Raw genomic sequence first — 22,461 nt, 5'->3', positions numbered from 1 at the left:
ATGCAGGGCTTGCTCGGCACTACACTAATCCTGCTGGCGGCTTGCAGCCTGGCGGCGATGGCGACGGCGGCGTTCAGAGTGCCCGCCTTGCTGGGGTATCTCTCTGTCGGCGTTGTACTGGGCCCCTCAGTCATCGGCGTGATCGCGCCGGGGGAGACGCTGAGCTTTCTGTCCGAGCTGGGCGTGGCGCTGCTGTTGTTCATGGTCGGACTGGAATTCTCCCTCGGAGACTTCTGGCTCGCCCGCAGGACGGTGCTGATGGCGGGCGCTCTGCAGATGATCGCCGTGGCCCCGCCGCTGATCCTGCTATTGATGTGGCTGGGGCAGCCCGGCCAGAGCGCCGCGCTGCTCGGCACTGCGGCGGCCATGTCGTCCACGGCGCTGGTCAGCCGACAACTGGCCGACCAAGGCGAGCTCACCACCCGCCACGGACGCAGTGCCATCGCCGTGCTGGTCTTTCAGGACCTGGCCAGCGTGCCCCTGCTGGCCTTGCTGGCGATCTGGGCGCGCGGCGAGTCGCCGAAGATCGAGCATGTGCTGCTCGAAGTATTCGGTGTGCTGCTGCTGTTCGCGGCAGCGGCCCTCGCCTCGCGCCGTCTGTTGCATGGCCTGCTGGGCTGGGTGGCGCGGCGGGGCCACGAGGAATCGTTCGTGCTCGTCTCCTTGTGCGTGGTGGTGGCTGCCGCCGCCGCTGCGCACGCGGTCGGCGTATCCGCCGCCCTGGGGGCCTTCCTCGCCGGGATGGTGCTGGGCGAGAGCGACTTCCGGCACCACATGGAAAGCCACCTCAGGCCGTTTCGCGATGTGTTGTCGGGCGTGTTCTTCGTGACCATCGGCCTGCAACTGGACGCAGCACAGATTCTTTCGGCACCGCTGGCGGTGCTGGCGTGGCTGGTGGTGCTGGTACCGGTCAAGATCCTGCTCAATACGCTGGCCTTGCGGGCGACGCGCCTGTCCGCCCTCGATGCCTGGCGCACGGGCATAGCGTTGGGGCACGGCGGCGAGTTCGCCCTGCTGTTGTTGGGCACGGTCTTGCAGCAGCATCTGATCCCCGCGACCGTCGTCCAACCCATGCTGGTCGCGCTGGTGCTCAGCATGGCCCTGGCACCGCTACTGATCCGCCATCACGATGTACTTGCCCGGTTCTTGAGCCGCACCGGCGGCGTCATTCAGCCACCCCAGGCTGAAGAAGTCGAGATCGCCGCGCAGACGACGCGATATCGAGACCATGTCATCGTTTGCGGCGCGGGCGAGCTTGGCCTGACAGTCAGCGAGATTCTTCGCCACGCCGGCGTGGCGCATCTGCTGCTGGAGGCGGACGCGCAGAAGGTCGAGGCCGCGCGTGCCGCCGGCGCGCCGGTGTTCCATGGCGATGCCAGTCGGCCCGATACCTTGCTGGCTGCCGGCTTGACGCATGCGCACTTGGTGGTGCTGACGTTCGCCCATGCCCAGCAAGCGTTGCGCATCGCCCAGGCGATTGCCGAGCGCCGTCCGGCGCTGACCTTGTGGGTGTCATGCAGAAGTACGACCGCGGCCGATGCATTTCGCGCCATGCCCAACGTGCGCGTGTATCAGCAATCCTTTGCCGCAGCTATTGGGCTGGCGGAACAGGTGATGTCGACGCTTGGCATGTCGACCGAGCTGATTGAAGGACACATCAGCGCAATGCGCCGCCGTCTCGACAGCAGCCGTTTTCCAGGGAGTTCATCGTCATGAAATCAACACGCCTTAACCCATTTCAGGTCTTACGTGACCAATTGGCCATCATGAGTTTTTACGAGCGCTTCGAGCAGGTCGTCGCGCTCGTGCTGTCGGCGGTGATCGCCGTCATCATCGTGGTGTCGCTGTTCCAGCTCATCTCCATCGTCTTCACGCTGCTGGTTCTAGATGCCTTCAATCCCCTGGACCACGAGGTATTCCAGAGCGTGTTCGGCATGATCATGACGCTCTTGATCGCGATGGAGTTCAAGCATTCCATCGTGCGCGTGGCGCTGCGTCGGGACAGCATCATCCAGGTCAAGACGGTGGTCCTGATCGCGCTGATCGCACTCTCCCGCAAGTTCGTGATCCTCGACTCCGACGCGAGCCCCGCAAAGATAGCCGCGCTGGCAAGCGCCACGCTGGCTCTGGGTGCGACCTACTGGCTGCTGCGCAAGCGCGGCGACCGCGCCGCCGAGACCTCTGAGCATGACCCGTCATCATCCCAGTGATCCGCGCACGGCGCTCCTGCAACACCGCTGGCTCAACCGCCTGCAGACCGGGCTGTTGGTCCTGACCATGGTCGGGATCGCAGCCGCAGCAGGGAGACTGCCGTTTGGGGAAGGCTGCCTGTGGCTAGCGCTGTTTGCCGTTGCAGGTGCGTTGCTGCTGGAACCGGTAGCCGCGTCGGCGCTGAGCTTGCGCCTGTACCGCGTACGGGCCTTGCACCCGCAAGAAGCCCACAAGATGTAGGCCCTGTTGCGCGAGCTGCCCGCCCGTGCCGGTTTGCCCGCCACGCCGGTGCCGCACTATGTGCCCAGTGCCGTCGTCAACGCCTTCGCCACCGGATCGAAGCAGGAGGCATCGATCGCCCTCACCGATGGCCTGCCTGCTGCGCAGCCTGAGCCCACGCGAGCTGGCGGGTGTGCTCGTGCACGAGGTCGCGCACATCGCTAATGAGGATCTGCGTGTCATGGGGCTGGCGGATTCCGACAGTCGCCTCACGAGCCTACTGGCCCTGATGGGGCAGATCGCGATCCTGCTCAGCCTGCCCGCGCAGCTGGTTGGCGCGGCGGAGGTCTATTGGCCTGGTCTATTGTTATTGGCCGCATCGCCCCAGCTGGCCCTGCTCGCACAGCTCGGCTTGTCTCGCGTGCGTGAGTTCGACGCTGACCGCCTTGCGGCGGAACTGACTGGCGACCCGCAGGGGCTGGCGTCCGCGCTGGCGAAAATCGAGCGGGTCAGCCGCTCCTGGCGTGCCTGGCTATGGCCGGGATGGGGCAATCCCGAGCCCTCCTGCTTGCGCACGCGTCCGGCAACGCAAGAGCGCATCGCACGCCTGCTGACGCTGGCGCCTGGGCCAGCATCAGCGTTGCCACTCCGCGCGCCCCATTTTTTGCCGGAATCCGCTTTGGCGACGCGCCCACCGCGCTGGCGCCCGAGCGGGCTGTGGCGCTGATTGCCCATCAACAGGAGACGTCTCATGGCCTATCTCGACCCGTACCAACGCCCCGCGCCGGACCGCTTCGTCCGGCGCGGGCTCTTCATCACCGCCTGCATTGCCGCACTCATGCTGCTGTGGCAATTTCTGCCCGCCATCGAGGCATGGTTCAGTCCGCGCGAGGCAGCAGAACGCACCGTGATGGCGCGTGGCGATCTGGCGGCGGACGAGAAAACCACCATCGAACTGTTCGAAAAATCGCGCGCCTCGGTGGTCTACATCACCACCGCGCAATTAGTACGCGATGTCTGGACGCGCAACGTGTTCTCCGTGCCGCGCGGCACTGGCTCGGGCTTCATCTGGGACGACGCCGGCCACGTCGTCACCAACTTCCACGTCATCCAGGGCGCGTCCGAAGCCACCGTCAAACTGGCCGACGGCCGCGACTACCAGGCCGCGCTGGTGGGGACGAGCCCCGCGCACGACATCGCCGTGCTCAAGATCGGCGTCGGTTTCAAGCGCCCGCCGGCCGTGCCGGTCGGCACCAGTGCCGACCTCAAGGTGGGTCAGAAGGTGTTCGCTATCGGCAACCCCTTCGGCCTGGACTGGACGCTCACCACTGGTATCGTCTCCGCGCTCGACCGCTCGTTGCCGGGAGAAGCGGGCGGCCCGGCCATCGATCACCTGATCCAGACCGACGCCGCCATCAACCCCGGCAATTCCGGTGGCCCGCTGCTCGATTCGGCTGGGCGGCTGATCGGAATCAATACCGCCATCTACAGTCCGTCTGGCGCCTCGGCCGGCATAGGCTTTGCGGTGCCGGTCGATACCGTCATGCGCGTGGTGCCGCAACTCATAAAGACCGGCAAGTACATCCGTCCGGCGCTGGGCATCGAGGTGGATGAGCAGCTCAACGCGCGTCTGCAGGCGCTGACCGGCAGTAAGGGCGTATTCGTATTGCGCGTGACGCCGGGCTCGGCGGCGCACAGGGCCGGGCTCGTCGGCGTCGAGGTCACCGCAGGCGGCATCGTGCCCGGCGATCGCGTTATCAGCATCGACGGTATCGCCGTCGACGACGTCACCACATTACAGGCCCGGCTAGACGACAAGAACGTTGGAGATGTTGTGGTCTTGTTAGTGGAGCGGGCCGGCAAGACTCGCGAGATGCTTGTGGAACTACAACCGGGAGTTTGATGGAAAGTGGGTCATGGATCTGCACAGCGAAGCAGCCAAGCGACTTCAGCCTTGCGCCGAACTACGAGCCCTAGTTAGGGATGGTCTGAAGTAGCCCTGTATTTCCGGCTGACTTCAGCCACTGCTGATTTTGAAAGCGGTGAACCGATCAAAAACGATCGGATCACCCGCTCATTTCGGTGCTTTCAGCCGTCGCGAGCACCTTGCGACGGCCATTTTCCGCATTACAGGCGCACCTCTCCTGCGCTTGCCAGCAAATGTCGGCGGGCCATCCATAGGTTCGACAGGGCAAACAGCGTCACCAGTTGTGCAGTGTTCCTCACCAGCCCTCGGAAACGTACCTTGGTGTAGCCGAACTGCCGCTTGATCACGCGAAACGGGGGCTCTACCTTCGCTCGCACTTGCGCCTTGGCCTTCTCGATCTTGCGCTTGGCTTTGTACAGGGCGCTGCGTTTATCGAGCATCTTGTAGGTGCTGCGGCGTGCTGCGACCTGCCAGATCACTTCTCGGTCGGCATGCTCGGAGCGCTTTTCGACGCCGGTGTAGCCGGCATCGGCACAGACGACGTTCTCGTCGCCGTGCAGCAGCTTGTCGACCTGGGTGACATCCGCCACGGTGGCTACCGTGCCCACCACGCTGTGTACCAGCCCCGATTCATCATCAACGCCGATGTGCGCCTTCATGCCAAAGTAATACTGGTTCCCCTTCTTGGTCTGGTGCATTTCCGGGTCGCGCTTGCCGTCCTGGTTCTTGGTTGAACTGGGCGCGTGGATCAGCGTGGCATCGACGATAGTGCCCTGGCGCAGCGACAGACCGCGATCCCCCAGGTAGCCATTGATCACGCAGAGGATGCCGGCTGCCAGCTCATGTTTCTCCAGCAGACGACGGAAGTTGAGGATGGTGGTTTCGTCAGGAATACGCTCCATGCTCAGCCCGGCTAACTGACGTAGGATGGTCGTCTCGTACAGCGCTTCTTCCATGGCCGGATCGCTGTAGCCGAACCAGTTCTGCATCAGATGGATACGCAGCATCGCCATCAAGGGATACGCCGGGCGACCACCTTCGCCTTTCGGATAATGCGGTTCGATCAGGGCAATCAGCCCTTTCCACGGCACCACCTGATCCATCTCGATCAAGAACAGTTCCTTGCGGGTCTGCTTGCCCTTGCCGGCATATCGGCGTCGGCGAAGGTCATCTGCTTCATGGAAGAACTCGGGTGGCGGGATCAGCGTATTTTGAATCGCCACGGATAATTTAGACACTTCCGAGCCGTTGATAATACTGGTTTTCATATTCTGTCGGTGACATCTGATCGCTGGAACCATGCCGACGCTTACTGTTATAAAACATTTCGATGTAATCAAAAATATCGCTGCGGGCTTCTTCCCGCGTTCCGTAGATCTTTTTCTTTATCCGTTCGCGTTTCAACAACTGGAAAAAGCTTTCTGCAACCGCATTATCATGGCAATTACCGCGACGGCTCATGCTGCCCTCCAGGCCGTGTGATTTCAGGAACGACTGCCATTCATGGCTTGTGTACTGACTGCCCTGATCCGAATGAACCAGCACCTGTTTTTGGGGATTACGCCGCCATACAGCCATCAGCAGTGCGTTCAGGACAATGTCTTTTGTCATCCGGGATTGCATGGACCAGCCGATAATTTTGCGTGAGAACAGATCAACAACCACGGCAAGATACAGCCAGCCTTCGTGGGTCCTGATGTAGGTTATGTCCGTTACCTAACGCTCATCCGGAGCATCCGGATTGAACTGTCGCTGAAGCCTGTTGGGCGACACGATACTGGCCTCGCCTTTACGAGCCCGCGGGCTCCGGTATCCGACCTGAGCCTTTATCCCGACACGTTTCATCAGTCGCCAGACTCTGTTCACTCCGTACTGTTGCCCGCTGTCCCGCAGATCCAAATGGATTTTGCGATAACCATAGACGCATCCCGATTCCAGCCAGAACTGTTTAATCTGTCCTGTCAGTCTCAGGTCTGCCTGATGGCGTTGTGAATGCGGCTGCTGAAGCCAGGCGTAAAAACCACTGGGATGAACATCCAGCACCCGACAGAGCAGGCGAACAGGCCAGCAACAGGTGTTGTCACGGATAAAGGCGTACCTCAGCCGGACAGCTTTGCGAAGTACGCCGCGGCTTTTTTTAATATGTCCCGTTCGTCGGTAACCCGCTTCAGCTCTTTCTGGAGACGGCGGAGCTCGGCCTGAGCATCTGACTGTTCTTTATTAGTGGAAGAATCCGGACCGTACTTCTTTATCCAGGAGTAAAGGCTGTGGGTGGTGATATCGAGACGTGTTGCAACGCTGGCAACAGAATAACCGCGATCAACAACCTGTTTGACTGCTTCAATTTTAAACTCTTCGGGATAACGCTTACCGCTCATGGGCACCTCTCTTTAAGTCATCTTAAATGACTCTGAGGTGTCTGTTAAACCTGTGGCGATTCACGTCGCTTACCTTAATTCAAATTATTTTCAGATAGATATCATTCTTCTGAACATACCCGATTAACGGCAGAATCTCACGATTCTGCCGTTTTTGTAAAATTTTTTAGAGGAGTAGCTAATGAACAATTCTGAAGGTTTGAAGTCGTTTCAGCAATCGCTTGCTGGCCTGCCACAGTGGGTGTCTGAACGTATATTGCAGCAGATAAATCAGTTAACCCATTACGAGCCAGTAATCGGCATTATGGGTAAGAGCGGTGCCGGTAAATCCTCACTCTGCAATGCCCTGTTTGCCAGTGAGGTATCACCGGTCAGCGATGTCGCGGCCTGTACACGTGAGCCACTGCGCTTTCGACTGCAGGTTGGCGACCGCTATATGACGCTGATGGATCTACCCGGCGTGGGCGAAAGTGGCACTCGCGATACCGAGTATGCTGCGCTGTACCGAGAGCAGCTTTCTCGCCTCAACCTGGTGCTGTGGCTGATTAAGGCTGATGACCGGGCACTGGCAGTGGATGAGCACTTTTATCATCAGGTGATTGGGGAGGCATACCGGCATAAAGTGCTGTTTGTTATAAGCCAGTCGGACAAGGCCGAACCCACCAGCGGTGGGGGACCGTTGTCCACCGCGCAGAAGCAGAATATCAGCCGCAAAATCTGCCTGCTGCATGAGCTGTTCCAGCCCGTACATCCGGTGTGTGCTGTGTCGGTCCGTCTACAATGGGGGCTTAGGGTGATGGCCGAGCGGATGATTAAGTGCCTGCCACGTGAGGCCACCAGCCCGGTGGTGTCGCAACTCCAGCCTTCCTTTCGCACGACGGTAGTCCGGGAACAGGCTCGAAGCGATTTTGGTGAAACCGTCGGTGCTCTACTCGATAGCATCAGTGCCTTTCCTCTGATACCCACACCTGTGCGGGCCGTCATTCAGGCCGTGCGCACCACCGTGGTCTCTGTGGCCCGCGCCATCTGGGATTTCTTCTTCTGAGTATTTAATCCATCCCTGTTATTTCCCTGACCCTGTCGCCGATGCGACGGGGATCCCCTTTATTTGTTTTCCCGTTATGAGGAGTCTGCTTATGACCCGTCTGGCTTCGCGCTTTGGCGCTGCAAATCTTATTCGTCGTGACCGTCCCTTAACCCGTGAAGAGCTGTTACGGGTGGTGCCCAGCGTATTCAGCGAGGACAAACACGAGTCTCGTAGTGAACGCTACACGTATATACCCACCATTTCCCTGCTGGACAGCCTGCAGCGGGAAGGCTTCCAGCCGTTCTTTGCCTGTCAGACCCTTGTACGTGACCCAGGTCGTCGCGAACACACAAAGCACATGCTGCGTCTGCGACGTGAGGGGCAGATTAATGGAAAACAGGTACCAGAAATAATCCTGCTCAACTCTCACGATGGCAGCAGTTCGTACCAGATGCTGCCGGGACTATTTCGTGCGGTTTGTCAGAACGGCCTTGTCTGTGGCGAGTCGTTTGGCGAAGTACGGGTGCCGCACAAGGGGGACGTGGTGAGTCAGGTGATTGAAGGCGCGTATGAGGTACTGGGGATTTTTGACCGGGTGGAGGAGAAACGGGATGCCATGCAGTCGTTGCTGTTGCCGCCTCCGGCACAGCAGGCACTGGCAAAAGCCGCTCTCACATACCGCTTTGGTGAAGACCACCAGCCGGTTACTGAATCGCAGATACTCTCCCCGCGCCGCTGGCAGGATGAGAGCAATGACCTTTGGACCACGTACCAGCGTGTGCAGGAAAACCTGATTAAGGGCGGACTCAGCGGGCGTAATGCTAAAGGCGGACGGACGCATACCCGTGCCGTGCGTGGCATTGACGGGGACGTGAAGCTTAACCGTGCGCTGTGGGTGATGGCTGAAACACTGCTCACACAACTGCAGTAGACGTTTTATGTTGCCACATTGTTATTATCGGACACCACCTGTCCGAATTGCTACGTGCTCGTGTGCCTCAATCTCCCGGTAATAGCCTGTAACCCCCGTTACATCTGGCTTTTGCAGAAATAAAAAATAGTTTCTGCGTTGTCCATACCCTGTCCGCCCCCCTGTTTAAAGTAATCACATCATTTTCAGTCAGTTAACTTTCCTGGAGAACCTCTCATGACACAGGCAGAACGCCGCCATGACCGGCTGGCTGTCAGGCTGTCACTGATAATCAGCCGTCTGGTGGCGGGTGAAACGTTGAGTGTGCGCAAACTGGCCGCTGAGTTTGGCGTGTCAGTGCGCACGCTGCGGCGTGATTTTCGTGAGCGACTGATGTATCTGGACCTGGAGTATCAGTCCGGATACTGCCGCTTACGCACTGCTGGCAGCGAGATGCAGATGGTGCCCGACGTGCTTATCTTTGCCCACCGCAGCGGGCTGGCCGGACTTTTTCCCGGCCTTGACCGCCGTCTGGTGAACGCTCTGCTGATGTGCGATGAGTCTCCCTGTGTGATAGCACCAGCCAATCCGGTTCCTTCGTCTTCAGGAGCATTGTCTTTCTGGAGACTGATTCAGGCCATTACCGGGCGCAGGCGGGTGACGCTGATTGCCGAGGGGCAGCGCTGTGAGCGGCTGGCTCCCTGCCGGTTACTCATCCACCAGCAGGCCTGGTGTCTGGTGGCGGAACACGACGGACATATCGCCGTATTCACCCTGGATGAGATCCATCTGGTTCAGCTCCTGCAGGAGAGTTTCCGGCGTAACGACAGTCTGTGTCGTCTTGTTGAAGACCCGGTCTTTATTCAGACCTTACCCCATTTTCGCTTTATCCAGCAGTCACTGCTTACGTTTTTTCCGGCCGACAGCCCACCAGAATAGCGTAAGCGTTGTTATCAACCCGGCAACAGGGAGGAGCCCTATGCCCGTAATTGCCATTATCGCCATTGTTGCCATCGTCATCATTCTGAACAAAACCGGGGTGTCCGACAGCCTCACGGCCCTGACACTTGCCACCGTTGCTGCACTGTTGACGGGCGGAGGTGCAGCCGGTGCTGCCAGTGTTGCACTGACGCCGTTCGCCGGTGTACCGGTGGGTATTTTTGTGGGGATTTATGTCTTTGCCAAAGTGGTTCGTCTGATTTCAGGAAAAAAATAATGAAACGTAAAACACTACCTCTGCTGGCACTGGTTGCCACCACTCTGTTTCTGAGCGCCTGCGATGACAGAAGTGATGAACTGAAGGCCATCAGCAAGTTCAAGGATCTCACCCCGCCGCGCTTCAGCGATGTGGTCAGTCGTCAGGATGATGTCAGCGAAGAATGGTCACAGGTTGGCTTCTCATCCGGTCTCACCCTGCAGGTCTTACGTACCCGCCAGTCGCCCGATGGCTGCGAGGGCGGTAGTTACTACTACCTCGTGGATATGCAGGAAAAAACCGTCCAGCCGCTGATGAATGCGCTTTGTATTGCCGACAATATCAAACTGGAATACCACGAGGTTACGGACCGGTATACGAAGGAAAAATACTTTGAGTACTCCCATGACGGAAAACTGATGGGTCGGCTGCTGATACCCTCAAACCCTGAGAACCACGAATAAAAAACAACGATAAAGGAGACAGAAATGACAATAGGTTCACTAAGCCGGTTTGTACTGGCATGTTCACTGTTTACCAGTTTTACAGCCTCTGCGGTTCCTGGACTCTGGCAGCAGGGCTATGGACAGGGCAATACGGAATACAACGTGACGGATGCCAGTGGGAAAATGTTTACCATCAATTGCACGGGAAATCCGGACCAGAACGGTTTCTACCAGCATTCTGTTTTTCTGACCCAGACGGATAACAGGATGGTCAGTTCGCACGATGACGGCACCACGATCACCGTGGTAATGAATCACCAGCAGTACGTTATTCCGTCCAGACTAGGCTGGCGAAATGGGGATAACGCCTGGTATGACTTCATCAGCGATATCCGCAAAGCCCGACAGTTTGAGGTCTACGTCAATGACCGCAAAGCGGGCTCTTTCAGTGCTGACTCGACGAATGCAGCGAAGGTCCTGCCCACTCCCGGAGAGTGTGGTAACGACTGATACCCGCATTTTCTCCCACAAACCAACCCCGACAACCTCCTGGCTGCCGGGGTTTTCTTTTACCCATAGCCTGAAATGTCCCGACCGGTATTATTTACATTATAAGAATGAGCTTTGACCCGTTGAACTCACAGCACAGAGCGGACAGAAATCAAGGTCAATAAGGTCTGCTTCAGACAAAGAGCGGTCATTCAATGATAGAAGATTCTATTTCATTTTTGTGCCAGAAGCTGCCGCTCAGTAACTCCCGCAATAAACGGCGCGAGGAATGAGCGTCCGGCGACCGAATTTGATTACCTTGTTATATGCCATTTTCAAGATCTGCGATTAGGTCAAAGCATAGCGATTTATAATCCTTTACGATCTTCGGCTGAATGGTTATTGAATGATATTTCAGCAACGCAAGGGCGAATGAGGAAAAATACAGCCAGAACCAGTCATCTTCCGGTAAATTGACATCTTGCACAGTCGCCGACCAACGCCCGTAAATGGGATGATGAGTCTCTGAACCCGCGAGGCGGTTTCTTCCTGTTGCGAAAAGGATAAAGGCGGATGCTAGAGTGATCCCCATCATACGCTTCATCCTAACCTTTTCCGGGGGATACCCACTGCTTGCGGCGTACTGATCGATCTTGGATATCATCATATCTTTAGCGAACTGATCACACAGATATTCTTCGTCCTTCGCGTCTTCCGGTGCATTTCCTTCAGCTGAGAAAATTACGTGCTTCAGTTCATGTAAAAATACATATGCCGTAGCCATGCACGTGAGATCATATACTGCAGCGCGCTCTGAATCTGACGGCCTACCCTTCTCAGGATCAGGAATAGCCACTGGCCATTCAAAGTCGTCTTCATGAAATGCAGTGCTCAGGTCTTTCACTGCATCAAGTATCGACTTGAAGGCTTCATCTTCTGCTGCCTGATCTGGAATCTTGTTGATTTCGTTTATGTCGAGAGTGGTACCGAATGATTTGAACAATACGATCAACGAAGAATAACAATGTAACGCCTGCCTTCCCGCATAACCGAAAAGCCACATTTGACGCATTGATCTGCTGGTGTACTGGATTGCGGAGAACCCTCCAGCATCTAAGTTAAATCCTTCGCGGTCAGCAATCAGTCGGAACTGGGCATCATAATCGTTAGCGATAGATTCAATCTCTGATGCTCTCTCAGGAACAACACCGTCAAAAAGTTTTCGAACAATGTCTGTCGTTTCCACTAGTCCTCCTATAGCATATAACAGTGCGTTATACCGGTCCCGCAAGGTCGGCTTCCTTGCAAGCCAGATTACTTTGTAAGGTCAGAAAGTCCAATGACAGCTTTATGTACGAAGCAGTCATTGAGCTACTACGTATAAATGACCGCTCCTGGCCCACAGCAGACAAGCTTAGGATGCTGAAGGTCTGCTGAGAGCGATAAACGGAAATTCGAGACGGTATAGTCTCTAAAAGCTTCCCTGCCATAAAGTTGCCGACATTCTCAGCGAATAGGTAAGTATCATCATACAGTGGTCAGATGTGCATCCGCAGTACATTTGCTCGCATGTTAACGTAGCAGTAGTACAACATCATTTAGAGACGAATGGCCTAACAGGTTTTAACACCTTAAGATTTCACTGCTGGTTAAACACATTATTAAATGATTTTTATCATTTAAATCATTGGGTTAATTTTAATTGTGATTTGCTTTTAACCCTCGCAATTTAGAAGTATTATTTTGAGATTAATCCACTTGCCCTGCCTTCATCACTGCTTGTAAATATGCGTGAAGAATGATTTTAAGGTTATATATCATGGAGTTATTGAAGTTTTTGGCGGTGATTTTTGTCATTTACTTGTTGTTTTTTAGAAAGAAAAAACGTAAATCTCCAAAGTCTTATGCTTCAGACCCCGTGAAAGCACCGCCAAAAGAATGGCTCGCTGACATCAAGAAAAAAGAGGCGGTTGTGCGAAACGATGATAGTGAAGACGATAACCTTGCAACTTTTACATTGAGCGGTGGCCGGGGTGTTGAACTTCGGGTGACAACCAATCATTACCGCAACACCTCAAAGTCAGCAGGTGCTCTAGCTCGATGGGTACTTCCGGGTGAGATGATAACTGTAGCTGGTGTAGCAATTAGCGGTGGCCACATTTACGTGGGGCAACGTATGAAGCCCTCCGGTCAGGAATCAGGCGGCTATTATGACGATGGAAGTGAGGCATCATTAATTGATGACACATGTAAGATAAAACCTACTTCTTATCTTTACGAGGACAGTTCATTAGGATACTGGCCCAGTTTTTCCTCTCTTTCCCCAGAAGCACGCGGTGCGTATGTCAGTTGGCTTGCCAGCGATAGGTCTGATCCATCGTGTCCTATCGGCTATGTTTTTATCTACCTCTACGGCCTGGAAAGAAAAGCGCTCGTAGATTCCACTGACCCAAAATTCCCTGATGCTGAGTTCCGTAATCTGTTCAATGAAGTCGCTCGGTTAAGATCGGTATTCATTGAGAACCGCTCCTTCCGTGGATATTCGACCCAATTACTCGAAGCCATGTCTATTCTGCGCCCGAACATGGGCTTAGCCACTGAGCTCGATAGCAATTCAGGTTTCAGCAACAGCATGCAATTTAAGCTGGCTCTGGCAAAAACTGTACATGAAGGAGTTCCTGTATCAGCTGAACTGGCGTTGAACTGGGTAATAAACCACACCGAGTATTCGCTGCGTACCCCGGCTCGCCGCTGTGCTAAAGAGTTTGCTGCGCTTTTCAAACGGCGTTACACCCTCAAATATGGTGAAGGGATGGTCGTTAAGGCGAATAAAACACGCCTAAGGTTAGATTACACACCAGCAAGTCTTAGTTTGCGAGGTGTTCGACTTCCTGTTCCCGACCTGCCTGATCCAAGTGCGTTGAAGAGCCCTGTCCAGAAAATTATGGCTCTTGCCGATATATGTACAGATGAACTTGATGCTTATAGTCGCTACCTTGGTAGGAAAGGTACGTCAGTCAATGATACGGCTGCAATTATGCTGCTCCCTTCAGAGATCGTTAATGAAAGCGCAGAAAAAATATTAAGCTCATTCAAACGCTGGGCTGATGAGGCGATCCTCGTCAAGGAGGGGCTAGTCTCAGTTGCTGACTTTTGGGCACATATGAATGCCAGTTGCCCCAATAAGATCAATAAAAAAGAGGCCGATTTGATGCAGGCCTTTGCTCTGAAGATGGGTTACGGTCTGGCACCTGACCCGTATTATCACCATGTAAAGGCGGATGTTGATGGGACACTTGTTCTATTCCCTGCCGCCGAAGGTGGACGCTTCTCACCTTCTCCTGAATTTATCTCAGCCGTAATGACGCTCAGATTAGGGGCGATGGTCGCCTTGATTGACGATTCTCTTGATCAAGCTGAACAGAAAGTGCTTGAGAATGCCATCAACAACAATCCTGGCTTCACCGATGATGAAAAACGCTCTCTACATGCGTATTTAACGTGGCAACTTCATACCCCAGCCAATATGACAGGAATGAAAAGTAGGATTGAGTTGATGGGGGCCGCGGAAAAAGCTGCTGTGGGTAAGGTTATCGTTAGTGTTGCCTGTTCGGATGGGACAATAGCGCCTGCCGAAATCAAACAGCTTGAGAAGATTTATTCAAGTTTGGGGCTGGATCCCTCATCTGTCTCGAGCAATATCCATCAGCATTCCGCAACTGAACATGATCTCGTCTCGTCTGTACCAACTGATCAGCCAGCAGCAGGGTTCACACTGGATGCTAATGTACTTGCCCGCCACGAATCTGCCACGGATGATGTTCGTAAATTGCTGAACACAATTTTCACCGAAGAAGAACCGGAAGAGCCAGAAAGAGCTCCAGCCTCATCAACGGAGGCGGGGGGGCTTGACTCCGCACATAGCCAGCTTTATCGCAGTTTGCTGGAGAAAGAACAGTGGTCCCGAAAAGAGGCGACAGAATTGTGCGGAAATTTGAATTTGATGCTCGGCGGTGCGCTTGAGGTGATCAATGACTGGTCCTATGCGGTGGTTGATGCTCCAGTACTGGACGATGCCGATGATGATATCTGGGTTGACCTGGAAATTGCCAAAGAATTAGAGGGATAGTGAATGTCTGTAACACGTATAAGAGTGAAAGAACGTGACGCTATTATTCAGTCACTTAAGTCAGGTGTAACGCCAAGGATAGGCATTCAGCATATCCAGGTTGGCCGCGTGAATGAGATCACCGCTCTCCACCAGGATATTGAGAGGACTGCTGACGGTGGTGCAAGCTTCAGACTTATCATCGGTGAATATGGTTCTGGTAAAACGTTCTTTCTGAGTGTTGTGCGCTCTATTGCGCTAGAGAAGAAGCTGGTGTCAGTCAGTGCAGACCTTTCTCCTGACAGACGCATTCACTCATCGGGAGGTCAGGCTCGTAATCTCTATTCTGAGCTTATGAAAAACATGTCCACCAGAAACAAGCCGGATGGTAATGCGTTACTTAGCGTTGTTGAAAGATTCGTTACGGAGGCAAGAAAGGAAGCGGACACGGACGGCTCCGAGGTTTCATCAGTTATTCATAAACGCCTGGCAGCTCTGTCAGATATGGTGGGTGGATATGACTTTGCGAAGGTCATTGATGCATTCTGGCGCGGGCATGAGCAGGATAACGAAACGCTAAAATCCAATGCTATTCGCTGGTTGCGGGGAGAGTACACCACCAAAACTGATGCCCGTAACGATCTCGACGTTCGGACTATTATCTCAGACGCATCATTCTATGATTCTTTGAAGCTGATGAGCCTTTTTGTCCGCCAGGCAGGCTATGCCGGTCTTTTGGTCAGCCTCGACGAAATGGTGAACCTCTTTAAGCTGAATAATACGCAAGCAAGAACAGCGAACTACGAACAGATTTTGCGGATCCTGAATGACTGCCTGCAAGGCTCAGCCGAGAACATTGGTTTTATCCTCGGGGGTACGCCAGAGTTTCTTTTCGATCCGCGTAAAGGTCTTTACAGCTATGAGGCGCTCCAGTCGCGTCTGGCGGAAAACCGGTTCGCGCAAAAAGCAGGAGTGATTGACTACTCATCCCCCACTTTGCATCTTGCCAGCCTCACCCCTGAGGAACTGTATATTTTGCTGAGAAATCTTCGTCATGTTTATGCCGGTGGAGATCCAGAGAATTATCTGGTACCAGATGAGGCACTGACTGGATTCCTGCATCACTGTAGTAAAACCATTGGAGACGCTTACTTCCGTACCCCCCGTAATACCATAAAAGGTTTCCTGGACATGCTGGCCGTGCTGGAACAAAACAGAACGATGAACTGGCAAACACTAATCGAGGGTGTGGCGATTGAAGAGGACCGGCCCAGCGATATGGATGACACCACTACGGAGGAAAGCGATGACGACGACGGACTGGCGAACTTCAAACTATGAGCAGTGCCTACGATAGCCTCGATCCCCGCGTCCGTAAGTGGGTTTACAAGCAGGGGTGGTCGACATTAAGGCCCTTGCAGGAGAGTTCTATCCCGGCAATTTTAGCCCGTGATCGAGACGTGCTAATCAGTGCAGGTACAGCAGCGGGTAAAACAGAGGCTTTCTTTCTTCCTGCCTGTTCGGCAGTTGCAGATCTCACGAATGGATTTGGCATCGTCTATATCAGTCCGTTGAAGGCATTGATTAACGATCAGTACCGTCGTCTTGGGAGCCTTGGAGATGCATTGGAAATGCCAGTGACTCCCTGGCACGGGGATGTACCACAAAGCAAAAAGAAGAAGGCTCGGACGAACCCTGCTGGCATTTTACTGATTACACCTGAGTCACTTGAGTCTTTGCTCATAAATTCAATGGGCTGGCTCAAACAGGCGTTTTCTTCAGTCGCATACATCGTTATTGATGAGTTTCATGCTTTTATTGGTTCAGAGCGTGGTGTACAGCTGCTTTCTCTGCTCAATAGAATTGACCATGTGCTAGGATGCCAGGTAAATCCAATTCCCCGCGTTGCGTTGAGTGCCACGCTGGGGGAACTGGAGAAAGTGCCCGAAATGTTGCGCCCGGACAAACGACTCCCCTGCGTAACTGTTACAGATAGTAATAGCATGGCCACTCTTCAGGTTCAGGTCAAAGGGTACCTGGAGCGAGTGATCCAAAATGAGGAAGAACTTCAGAGTTCAGCTGAACATGACGTCTGCGCTGACATTTTTAGACTTTGCCGTGGCGATTCTCATTTGGTCTTTGCAAACAGCCGAAAACGCACTGAAAGCATTGCGGCAACGCTGAGCGACATGTGTGAGGAACAAATTGTTCCGAATGAATTTTTCCCCCACCATGGTTCCCTTGCCAAGGAATTACGTGAGGTGCTTGAATCTCGTCTTCAGAAAGGAAATTTGCCCACAACAGCTGTTTGTACAATGACGCTTGAGTTGGGAATTGATATCGGTAAGGTTAAGTCGGTTATCCAAGTTACGCCTCCGCATTCTGTTTCCAGTTTGCGCCAGCGTATGGGGCGTTCTGGGCGACGCGATTCCCCGTCAGTACTCAGAATGCTAATTACAGAAAATGAGCTTACTGTGAGTAGCAGTATCGTTGATCACCTACGACTCCAGTTGGTGCAGTCGATGGCAATGATCAGGTTGATGATCTCTAAACAATGGTTTGAGCCTGCCGATTCCCGGCAGATGCATTACTCCACGCTGCTACACCAGATTCTTGCAATTACCGCACAATGGGGTGGAGTTCGTGCCGACCAGCTCTGGTCACAACTATGCCAGACAGGGCCGTTCAGAAATGTAGATTTAAACGATTTCAAAAGCCTGCTTAAACATATGGGAGCATGTGGCCTACTCACTCAACTTGCTAGCGGCGAAATGGTTGTTGGGGCAGAGGGGGAGAAACTGACTAACCATTACACTTTTTATGCCGTGTTCAATACACCCGAAGAGTTCCGCATTATCACCGGAAACAGAACCCTTGGAACAGTGCCTGTGGACTCCCCACTGCTACCAGACCAACACATCATCTTCGGTGGGCGGCGCTGGAAAGTGACAGAGATCGAGACAGAGAAAAAAGTTATCTATGTAGAGGCAACCAAAGGCGGTCAGCCACCACAATTTAGTGGGGGGGGTATGTCTGTTCATGATGCCGTTCGTCAGGAAATGCTCGCTATCTATAGGGAAGGTGATTACCGCATAGCAATAGGTAGCAAGAAAGTAGATTATGCCGATACTGCCGCCAGAAACCTATTTGCGGAAGGCTGTAGTAACTTTCAGCGTTTTAAACTTCAAAATGAGTGTTTTATTACGAGTGGACAACACTGTTACGTAATACCCTGGATGGGGGATAAAGTTGTCCATACGATTACAGCCTTGCTCATACGTTGTGGTTTTAAAGCAAATTCATTTGCTGGCGTTATAGAAATCGATAACTCCAGTGTAGCTTCCGTTCAGCACGCGCTCAAAGAAATGCTGTTGTCAGGCTTGCCATCTGCATTTGATCTTGCCACAGATGTTCCAGAAAAGTACTTAGATAAATATGACGAGTATTTACCAGAGTCCCTTCTTGCGAAAGGGTATGGTGCAAAGGCGTATGAAACAGAAGGTACGCGCATCTGGTTGCAGAAACATCTTTAGTAATCTGGATATGTAATCAGGGTATAAATAAGACATATATACCCTGAATTTTTTATTTCCCTGTAGATTTACTAGGCTTTAGTCCCGGGGTATTACCAGGAGTATCTTTATTATCACGTCGACGTTGATCCGGTTTTCCTGTCGATTTAGCAATTGGTTTTGGACCAGGTTTAAGACCCATGATAGTTATCCTTTAGAGGTGTAAGAGGGAAGCCTCAACATTGATATATTGGATAATGTGAAATTTTTCAATGGGAGCGATCAACATATCCAATGATTAACTCGATATTGTGAACAGTGTCCACTTTTGGCACATGGCTGCCAGTCACCCACGATCTGAAATTTATAATTGACGCAACTACAGCTTTAAGTTATCTGCTTGAATTATAAATTATTTCATATAGATATTATCTCTGTGAATCCCTCGCATCCATTATTGGTTGCGAGGTTTTTTATTTTTCACGCAGAGATCTCCGTATGCAAAAATCTGGCTGCTCTCAGGCCTTTGAGCAATTGCTGACTTCGATACCTCACACCCTAAGCAGTACGAGCCGATGATCGCCCCTTGTCGGTGGATAAACATTTTATCGTAACGTCACGCTGGCGTATCGACGGGGATGTGAAGCTCAATAGTGCACTGTGGTTGATGACGGAGAACATGCTCGTTCTGTTCATTCAGCTGCAGGCAAAAAACACACCGGTACTTGGGGCCAGATAGCCTGACTTTACGCTCTCCATTCTCTCCAAATCCATATCCCGTTCGCGGGAATTTCTCATATACCGCATTGTAAGCCCTGACAGGAAACCCGCCTGCGGCATATCTGCGGCTGTAATAACCGAAAGGAAAATCACTATGTATAACGACACAACGTCAAAACACAATGATCATCATAATCACAGCCAGAAAGAGCCGACCGGAGATCAATTACTTCATGCCACTGTGATGCCTGATGGAATGCGTATCAGCTTCTGGCCGCAGCACTTCGGCACTATTCCGCAGTGGATAACCCTGGAGCCCCGCATCTTCGCCTGGATGAACCGCGTCTGCGCGGATTACAGCGGTGGCATCTGGCAGTTTTACACGCTGAGCAACGGCGGGGCCTTTATGGCACCCGATGCTGACCGCAATGAGACATGGAGTCTGTTCAATAATTTGAACGGTAATGGCGTGGAAATGAGCGCAGAAGCCGCAGGTATTGCCGTCTGCCTGATTGAGTACAGCCATCACGCCTGCCGTACAGAGTGTGACGCGATGACCGCGCACTATTACCGTCTGCGGGACTACGCCCTGCAGCATCCAGAAGCCCACGCCATTCTGCGCATCATTGACTGACCGGAGGAACAACAAATGAAACAGCTTTCCTTTTTACCCGGCGAGATAACGCCACAGGACCGGCGTCTCATCCAGCGGGCACTCAGGGTTCTGGACAGACATCTGCATGAGCCCGGGGTGGCCTTCACCTCCACACACGCCGTCCGTGAATGGCTGCGACTGCATATGGCCGCGCTTGAGCGGGAAGAGTTCCGGGTGTTGTATCTGGACAACCAGAATCAGCTGATTGCCCATGAGACGCTCTTTACCGGCACGATTAACCGCACCGAGGTGCATCCCCGGGAGGTGGTTAAACGTGCCCTGTACTTTAACGCGGCAGCAGTGATACTGGCCCATAACCATCCTTCCGGCGAGACGACACCCAGCCAGGCCGATAAAGCCCTCACGCAGCGACTGGTGCAGGTGCTTCAGCTGGTGGATATCCGCGTCCCTGACCATCTGATTGTCGGTGGCAGGCAAATCTATTCGTTCGCAGAACACGGTCTGCTGTGAGGTATTACATGAAAATTATCAGTAAACGCCGGGCAATGACGATATCTCGCCAGCATCCTGAGTCCCGAATATTTCGCTACTGCACTGGAAAATATCAGTGGCACGGTAGCGTCTGCCATTACACCGGAAGGGATGTTCCGGATATCACAGGAGTCCTGGCTGTGTACGCCGAACGCCGCCAGGACCGCAACGGGCCTTACGCCTGCCTGATGAGTATCACCCTGAACTGACAATAAAGAGGTTATAAATGAACAACACCACATGGGGTCTGCAGCGGGATATCACGCCGCGCCTGGGAGCACGTCTGGTGCAGGAGGGCAACCGGCTGCACTATCTGGCTGACCGGGCAAGTATCACCGGTAAGTTTAGTGATGCCGAATGCCTGAAGTTGGATGTCGCATTCCCGCATTTTATCAGTCAGATGGAATCAATGCTGACTACTGGTGAAATGAATCCTCGCCATGCCCACTGTGTCACTCTGTACCACAACGGTTTTACCTGCGAAGCCGATACCCTTGGTAGTTGCGGCTACGTATATATCGCCATTTATCCCACTCAACGCTAACGAATTTCACGAGAGCAAACATGAAAACTCTACCTGCTACAATTTCTCGGGCGGCGAAGCCTTGTCTGTCGCCCGTTGCAGTCTGGCAAATGCTTCTTACACGGCTACTGGAAAAACACTATGGTCTGACCCTGAACGATACGCCGTTCTGGGATCAAACTGTTATTAAGGAACATATTGATGCAGGGATCACCCTGGCCGATGCAGTCAACTTTCTGGTGGATAAGTACGAACTAGTTCGTATCGACCGGAAGGGATTTTCGTGGCAAGAGCAGACCCCGTATCTTTCCGTAGTGGATATTCTGCGAGCAAGGCGCTCTACCGGATTGCTAAAAGCCAAGGTGAAATAAACGCTTAAATACAGAGCAGACTAAAGGAAAGCAAAATGCTAATCTCGCAGACGAAGAAGCTCCTGCTGTAACCTCCCCTCCCCTGCAAAAAAACCTGACATTTTCTTTTAGGACCAACAATAGGACCAAAATAAAATTTGAATTGAAAGTTAAAAATTATAAAACAACAAGTTACATAACCAATTCAGACTCCGCCAGCCCACCAAAATCCTTCGAAGATGATTCCAGAGTCATCCGTAGAAGTCCTGAAAGCCCGCGCGGCACAAGCCCTGCGGGCTTTTTTGTGCCCGTTACAGACCGAGAACATCCAGCCAAATCCAGAGAAAATTGGCACCTATGCCGTCGTGCTTTCATTGTTTATCAGCGTTGCCAGGCGCTTAATCTGTTGTCCTTTGCTATCAAAATTACCCTCATCAAGCCACAGAGTGAACGCTTCGCGTAGCGCTGGGTATTCACTATCAATGATCGAATACCACGCGGTGTCCCGATTACGCTGGTGCACAACAACGGCCTGCCGGAATATGCCTTCAAAGGTAAAACCAAAGCGTGTTGCTGCCGCACGAGAAGGCGCATTAAGCGCATCGCATTTCCATTCAACGCGGCGATACCCCAGCCCCTCAAAAACATAGTCTAACAGCAGCGACATGACCTCCGTTGAAACCCGCGAACGTTTCATGCGTGATGAATAGGTCACCCAACCCACTTCTATTACGCCATTCGATGCATCAATGCGCATAAGTGCCAGCGTGCCGACAGCCTGCATGCTGGCCAAATCGATTACGGCAAAATGCATGGGGTCGGTCTGCGCCGCAATCTTCGTTAAATAGCTTAAGAAAGAATCAAAGGTCGTGAATGGCCCTGTCGCGAGATAGGTCCAGTCGCGAGAGTCAGGCGTATCGCAATAGGCGTCATAAAGCGTCTTTGCGTGGCGTTCGACGTTAATACGCTCAAGTTTGCAATAACGACCGGTGATCTGCTGAGCCGTAGGAAATCGCGCACCTTGCCAGTCAGGTAACGCTAAACCAACGGGTTGCTGGAATTCATTAAACGTGGATGACATGCTATTTACCTCTCATAATAGAGTGTCAAATGACTGCAGAGTAAGAGACAACTGACAGGGTAAAAAGAACCACAATGGATGTTTTTAACAGATCCACATGACGATGCTATACCGAACATCAGCACCGTATTGCTTATCCGCAATTAAAAAATGCTGGTCATGCCACTGTTGTGGAAATAAGAAATACTGACATTATTACGTGCCATCGCTATCAGCAT

Annotated in this window: 19 protein-coding genes and 3 pseudogenes; 18 read left to right on the top strand and 4 right to left on the bottom strand. The window is 53.1% G+C overall.

The annotated features are described in order from the left end of the window. The 4 genes and pseudogenes from kefB-GI (at position 1) to EHN13_RS05790 (ending at position 4,333) form a co-directional block, all read left to right on the top strand. Positions 1-1,716 (top strand): heat resistance system K+/H+ antiporter KefB-GI, encoded by a 1,716-nt coding sequence (kefB-GI, locus tag EHN13_RS05805; protein ID WP_039185889.1) that lies wholly within the window; start codon positions 1-3, stop codon positions 1,714-1,716. Next, positions 1,713-2,210, top strand: coding sequence for a heat resistance protein PsiE-GI (gene psiE-GI / locus EHN13_RS05800; RefSeq protein WP_016154556.1), 498 nt, complete (start codon positions 1,713-1,715; stop codon positions 2,208-2,210). Before kefB-GI ends, psiE-GI begins: the two co-directional genes overlap by 4 nt. Beyond that, positions 2,188-3,157, top strand: a pseudogene (locus tag EHN13_RS05795) (zinc metalloprotease HtpX). Before psiE-GI ends, EHN13_RS05795 begins: the two are co-directional and overlap by 23 nt. A 24-nt stretch (positions 3,158-3,181) precedes the next feature. After that, positions 3,182-4,333, top strand: coding sequence for a S1C family serine protease (locus tag EHN13_RS05790; RefSeq protein WP_003847784.1), 1,152 nt, complete (start codon positions 3,182-3,184; stop codon positions 4,331-4,333). A 224-nt stretch (positions 4,334-4,557) separates the two neighbouring features. Here EHN13_RS05790 and EHN13_RS05785 read toward each other — a convergent pair. Together EHN13_RS05785 and EHN13_RS05780 are read right to left on the bottom strand one after the other, a co-directional pair. Then, positions 4,558-5,537 (bottom strand): annotated as a pseudogene (locus tag EHN13_RS05785) (IS5 family transposase). 50 nt (positions 5,538-5,587) lie between these two features. Beyond that, positions 5,588-6,735, bottom strand: a pseudogene (locus EHN13_RS05780) (IS3 family transposase). Positions 6,736-6,916: 181 nt separating this feature from the next. Between EHN13_RS05780 and EHN13_RS05775 the strand changes: the two are divergent. From EHN13_RS05775 to EHN13_RS05750, 6 genes are all read left to right on the top strand, one after another. After that, positions 6,917-7,780: a GTPase family protein gene (locus tag EHN13_RS05775; protein ID WP_124021035.1), complete on the top strand. Its 864-nt coding sequence runs from the start codon at positions 6,917-6,919 to the stop codon at positions 7,778-7,780. Between the two features lie 91 nt (positions 7,781-7,871). Further along, positions 7,872-8,693 carry a DUF932 domain-containing protein gene (locus EHN13_RS05770; RefSeq protein ID WP_124021034.1) on the top strand — a complete coding sequence of 274 codons (822 nt, stop codon included), beginning with the start codon at positions 7,872-7,874 and terminating at the stop codon, positions 8,691-8,693. A 216-nt stretch (positions 8,694-8,909) separates the two neighbouring features. Then, positions 8,910-9,611 carry a DeoR family transcriptional regulator gene (locus tag EHN13_RS05765; protein WP_124021033.1) on the top strand — a complete coding sequence of 234 codons (702 nt, stop codon included), beginning with the start codon at positions 8,910-8,912 and terminating at the stop codon, positions 9,609-9,611. A 40-nt stretch (positions 9,612-9,651) separates the two neighbouring features. Next, complete coding sequence (ypjK, locus tag EHN13_RS05760; RefSeq protein WP_015063050.1) at positions 9,652-9,888, top strand: protein YpjK; 237 nt, start codon at positions 9,652-9,654, stop codon at positions 9,886-9,888. Further along, complete coding sequence (locus EHN13_RS05755; protein WP_057064437.1) at positions 9,888-10,331, top strand: YfjS/YafY family lipoprotein; 444 nt, start codon at positions 9,888-9,890, stop codon at positions 10,329-10,331. The genes ypjK and EHN13_RS05755 overlap by 1 nt, the downstream gene beginning before the upstream one ends. Positions 10,332-10,355: 24 nt before the next feature. Continuing rightward, the gene (locus EHN13_RS05750; protein WP_015063048.1) at positions 10,356-10,823 is read left to right on the top strand and encodes a hypothetical protein; all 468 of its coding nucleotides are present in this window, start codon (positions 10,356-10,358) and stop codon (positions 10,821-10,823) included. A gap of 301 nt (positions 10,824-11,124) precedes the next feature. Here the strand turns inward: EHN13_RS05750 and EHN13_RS05745 are convergent, their stop codons facing one another. Continuing rightward, positions 11,125-12,048 carry a phage exclusion protein Lit family protein gene (locus EHN13_RS05745; protein ID WP_226999296.1) on the bottom strand — a complete coding sequence of 308 codons (924 nt, stop codon included), beginning with the start codon at positions 12,046-12,048 and terminating at the stop codon, positions 11,125-11,127. A gap of 573 nt (positions 12,049-12,621) precedes the next feature. On the opposite strand from EHN13_RS05745, the gene EHN13_RS05740 reads away from it, so the two are divergent. From EHN13_RS05740 to EHN13_RS05705, 8 genes are all read left to right on the top strand, one after another. Continuing rightward, on the top strand, positions 12,622-14,931 hold the full coding sequence (locus tag EHN13_RS05740; protein WP_108168718.1) for a tellurite resistance TerB family protein: 2,310 nt from the start codon (positions 12,622-12,624) through the stop codon (positions 14,929-14,931). 3 nt (positions 14,932-14,934) lie between these two features. Further along, entirely contained in the window at positions 14,935-16,251 is a 1,317-nt protein-coding gene (locus tag EHN13_RS05735; RefSeq protein ID WP_015063045.1) for an ATP-binding protein, read from the top strand. Then, the gene (locus EHN13_RS05730; protein WP_124021032.1) at positions 16,248-18,443 is read left to right on the top strand and encodes a DEAD/DEAH box helicase; all 2,196 of its coding nucleotides are present in this window, start codon (positions 16,248-16,250) and stop codon (positions 18,441-18,443) included. The genes EHN13_RS05735 and EHN13_RS05730 overlap by 4 nt, the downstream gene beginning before the upstream one ends. 853 nt (positions 18,444-19,296) lie before the next feature. After that, complete coding sequence (locus tag EHN13_RS05725; protein ID WP_081014411.1) at positions 19,297-19,776, top strand: antirestriction protein; 480 nt, start codon at positions 19,297-19,299, stop codon at positions 19,774-19,776. A 15-nt stretch (positions 19,777-19,791) separates the two neighbouring features. Continuing rightward, positions 19,792-20,268, top strand: a complete 477-nt coding sequence (gene radC / locus EHN13_RS05720) for a RadC family protein (RefSeq protein WP_057064440.1) — start codon at positions 19,792-19,794, stop codon at positions 20,266-20,268. Between the two features lie 8 nt (positions 20,269-20,276). Further along, positions 20,277-20,498 carry a DUF987 domain-containing protein gene (locus tag EHN13_RS05715; protein WP_001548165.1) on the top strand — a complete coding sequence of 74 codons (222 nt, stop codon included), beginning with the start codon at positions 20,277-20,279 and terminating at the stop codon, positions 20,496-20,498. A 17-nt stretch (positions 20,499-20,515) separates the two neighbouring features. Then, positions 20,516-20,833 (top strand): type IV toxin-antitoxin system YeeU family antitoxin, encoded by a 318-nt coding sequence (locus tag EHN13_RS05710; RefSeq protein WP_007870247.1) that lies wholly within the window; start codon positions 20,516-20,518, stop codon positions 20,831-20,833. Between the two features lie 20 nt (positions 20,834-20,853). Continuing rightward, the gene (locus EHN13_RS05705) at positions 20,854-21,183 is read left to right on the top strand and encodes a TA system toxin CbtA family protein (protein ID WP_057064441.1); all 330 of its coding nucleotides are present in this window, start codon (positions 20,854-20,856) and stop codon (positions 21,181-21,183) included. 334 nt (positions 21,184-21,517) lie between these two features. Here the strand turns inward: EHN13_RS05705 and EHN13_RS05700 are convergent, their stop codons facing one another. Beyond that, positions 21,518-22,243: a GNAT family N-acetyltransferase gene (locus tag EHN13_RS05700; RefSeq protein ID WP_121584942.1), complete on the bottom strand. Its 726-nt coding sequence runs from the start codon at positions 22,241-22,243 to the stop codon at positions 21,518-21,520. Between the last annotated feature and the right edge of the window lie 218 nt (positions 22,244-22,461).

The sequence above is a fragment of the Citrobacter youngae genome (assembly GCF_003818115.1).
GTDB lineage: Bacteria > Pseudomonadota > Gammaproteobacteria > Enterobacterales > Enterobacteriaceae > Citrobacter > Citrobacter youngae.
This window is presented reverse-complemented; position numbering and strand designations above follow the sequence as displayed.

Coding starts and splice junctions, on each gene's coding strand:
- kefB-GI (WP_039185889.1), top strand. CDS start 1: ATGCAGGGCTTGCTCGGCACTACACTAATCCTGCTGGCGGCTTGCAGC.
- psiE-GI (WP_016154556.1), top strand. CDS start 1,713: ATGAAATCAACACGCCTTAACCCATTTCAGGTCTTACGTGACCAATTG.
- EHN13_RS05790 (WP_003847784.1), top strand. CDS start 3,182: ATGGCCTATCTCGACCCGTACCAACGCCCCGCGCCGGACCGCTTCGTC.
- EHN13_RS05775 (WP_124021035.1), top strand. CDS start 6,917: ATGAACAATTCTGAAGGTTTGAAGTCGTTTCAGCAATCGCTTGCTGGC.
- EHN13_RS05770 (WP_124021034.1), top strand. CDS start 7,872: ATGACCCGTCTGGCTTCGCGCTTTGGCGCTGCAAATCTTATTCGTCGT.
- EHN13_RS05765 (WP_124021033.1), top strand. CDS start 8,910: ATGACACAGGCAGAACGCCGCCATGACCGGCTGGCTGTCAGGCTGTCA.
- ypjK (WP_015063050.1), top strand. CDS start 9,652: ATGCCCGTAATTGCCATTATCGCCATTGTTGCCATCGTCATCATTCTG.
- EHN13_RS05755 (WP_057064437.1), top strand. CDS start 9,888: ATGAAACGTAAAACACTACCTCTGCTGGCACTGGTTGCCACCACTCTG.
- EHN13_RS05750 (WP_015063048.1), top strand. CDS start 10,356: ATGACAATAGGTTCACTAAGCCGGTTTGTACTGGCATGTTCACTGTTT.
- EHN13_RS05740 (WP_108168718.1), top strand. CDS start 12,622: ATGGAGTTATTGAAGTTTTTGGCGGTGATTTTTGTCATTTACTTGTTG.
- EHN13_RS05735 (WP_015063045.1), top strand. CDS start 14,935: ATGTCTGTAACACGTATAAGAGTGAAAGAACGTGACGCTATTATTCAG.
- EHN13_RS05730 (WP_124021032.1), top strand. CDS start 16,248: ATGAGCAGTGCCTACGATAGCCTCGATCCCCGCGTCCGTAAGTGGGTT.
- EHN13_RS05725 (WP_081014411.1), top strand. CDS start 19,297: ATGTATAACGACACAACGTCAAAACACAATGATCATCATAATCACAGC.
- radC (WP_057064440.1), top strand. CDS start 19,792: ATGAAACAGCTTTCCTTTTTACCCGGCGAGATAACGCCACAGGACCGG.
- EHN13_RS05715 (WP_001548165.1), top strand. CDS start 20,277: ATGAAAATTATCAGTAAACGCCGGGCAATGACGATATCTCGCCAGCAT.
- EHN13_RS05710 (WP_007870247.1), top strand. CDS start 20,516: ATGAACAACACCACATGGGGTCTGCAGCGGGATATCACGCCGCGCCTG.
- EHN13_RS05705 (WP_057064441.1), top strand. CDS start 20,854: ATGAAAACTCTACCTGCTACAATTTCTCGGGCGGCGAAGCCTTGTCTG.
- EHN13_RS05700 (WP_121584942.1), bottom strand. CDS start 22,243: ATGTCATCCACGTTTAATGAATTCCAGCAACCCGTTGGTTTAGCGTTA.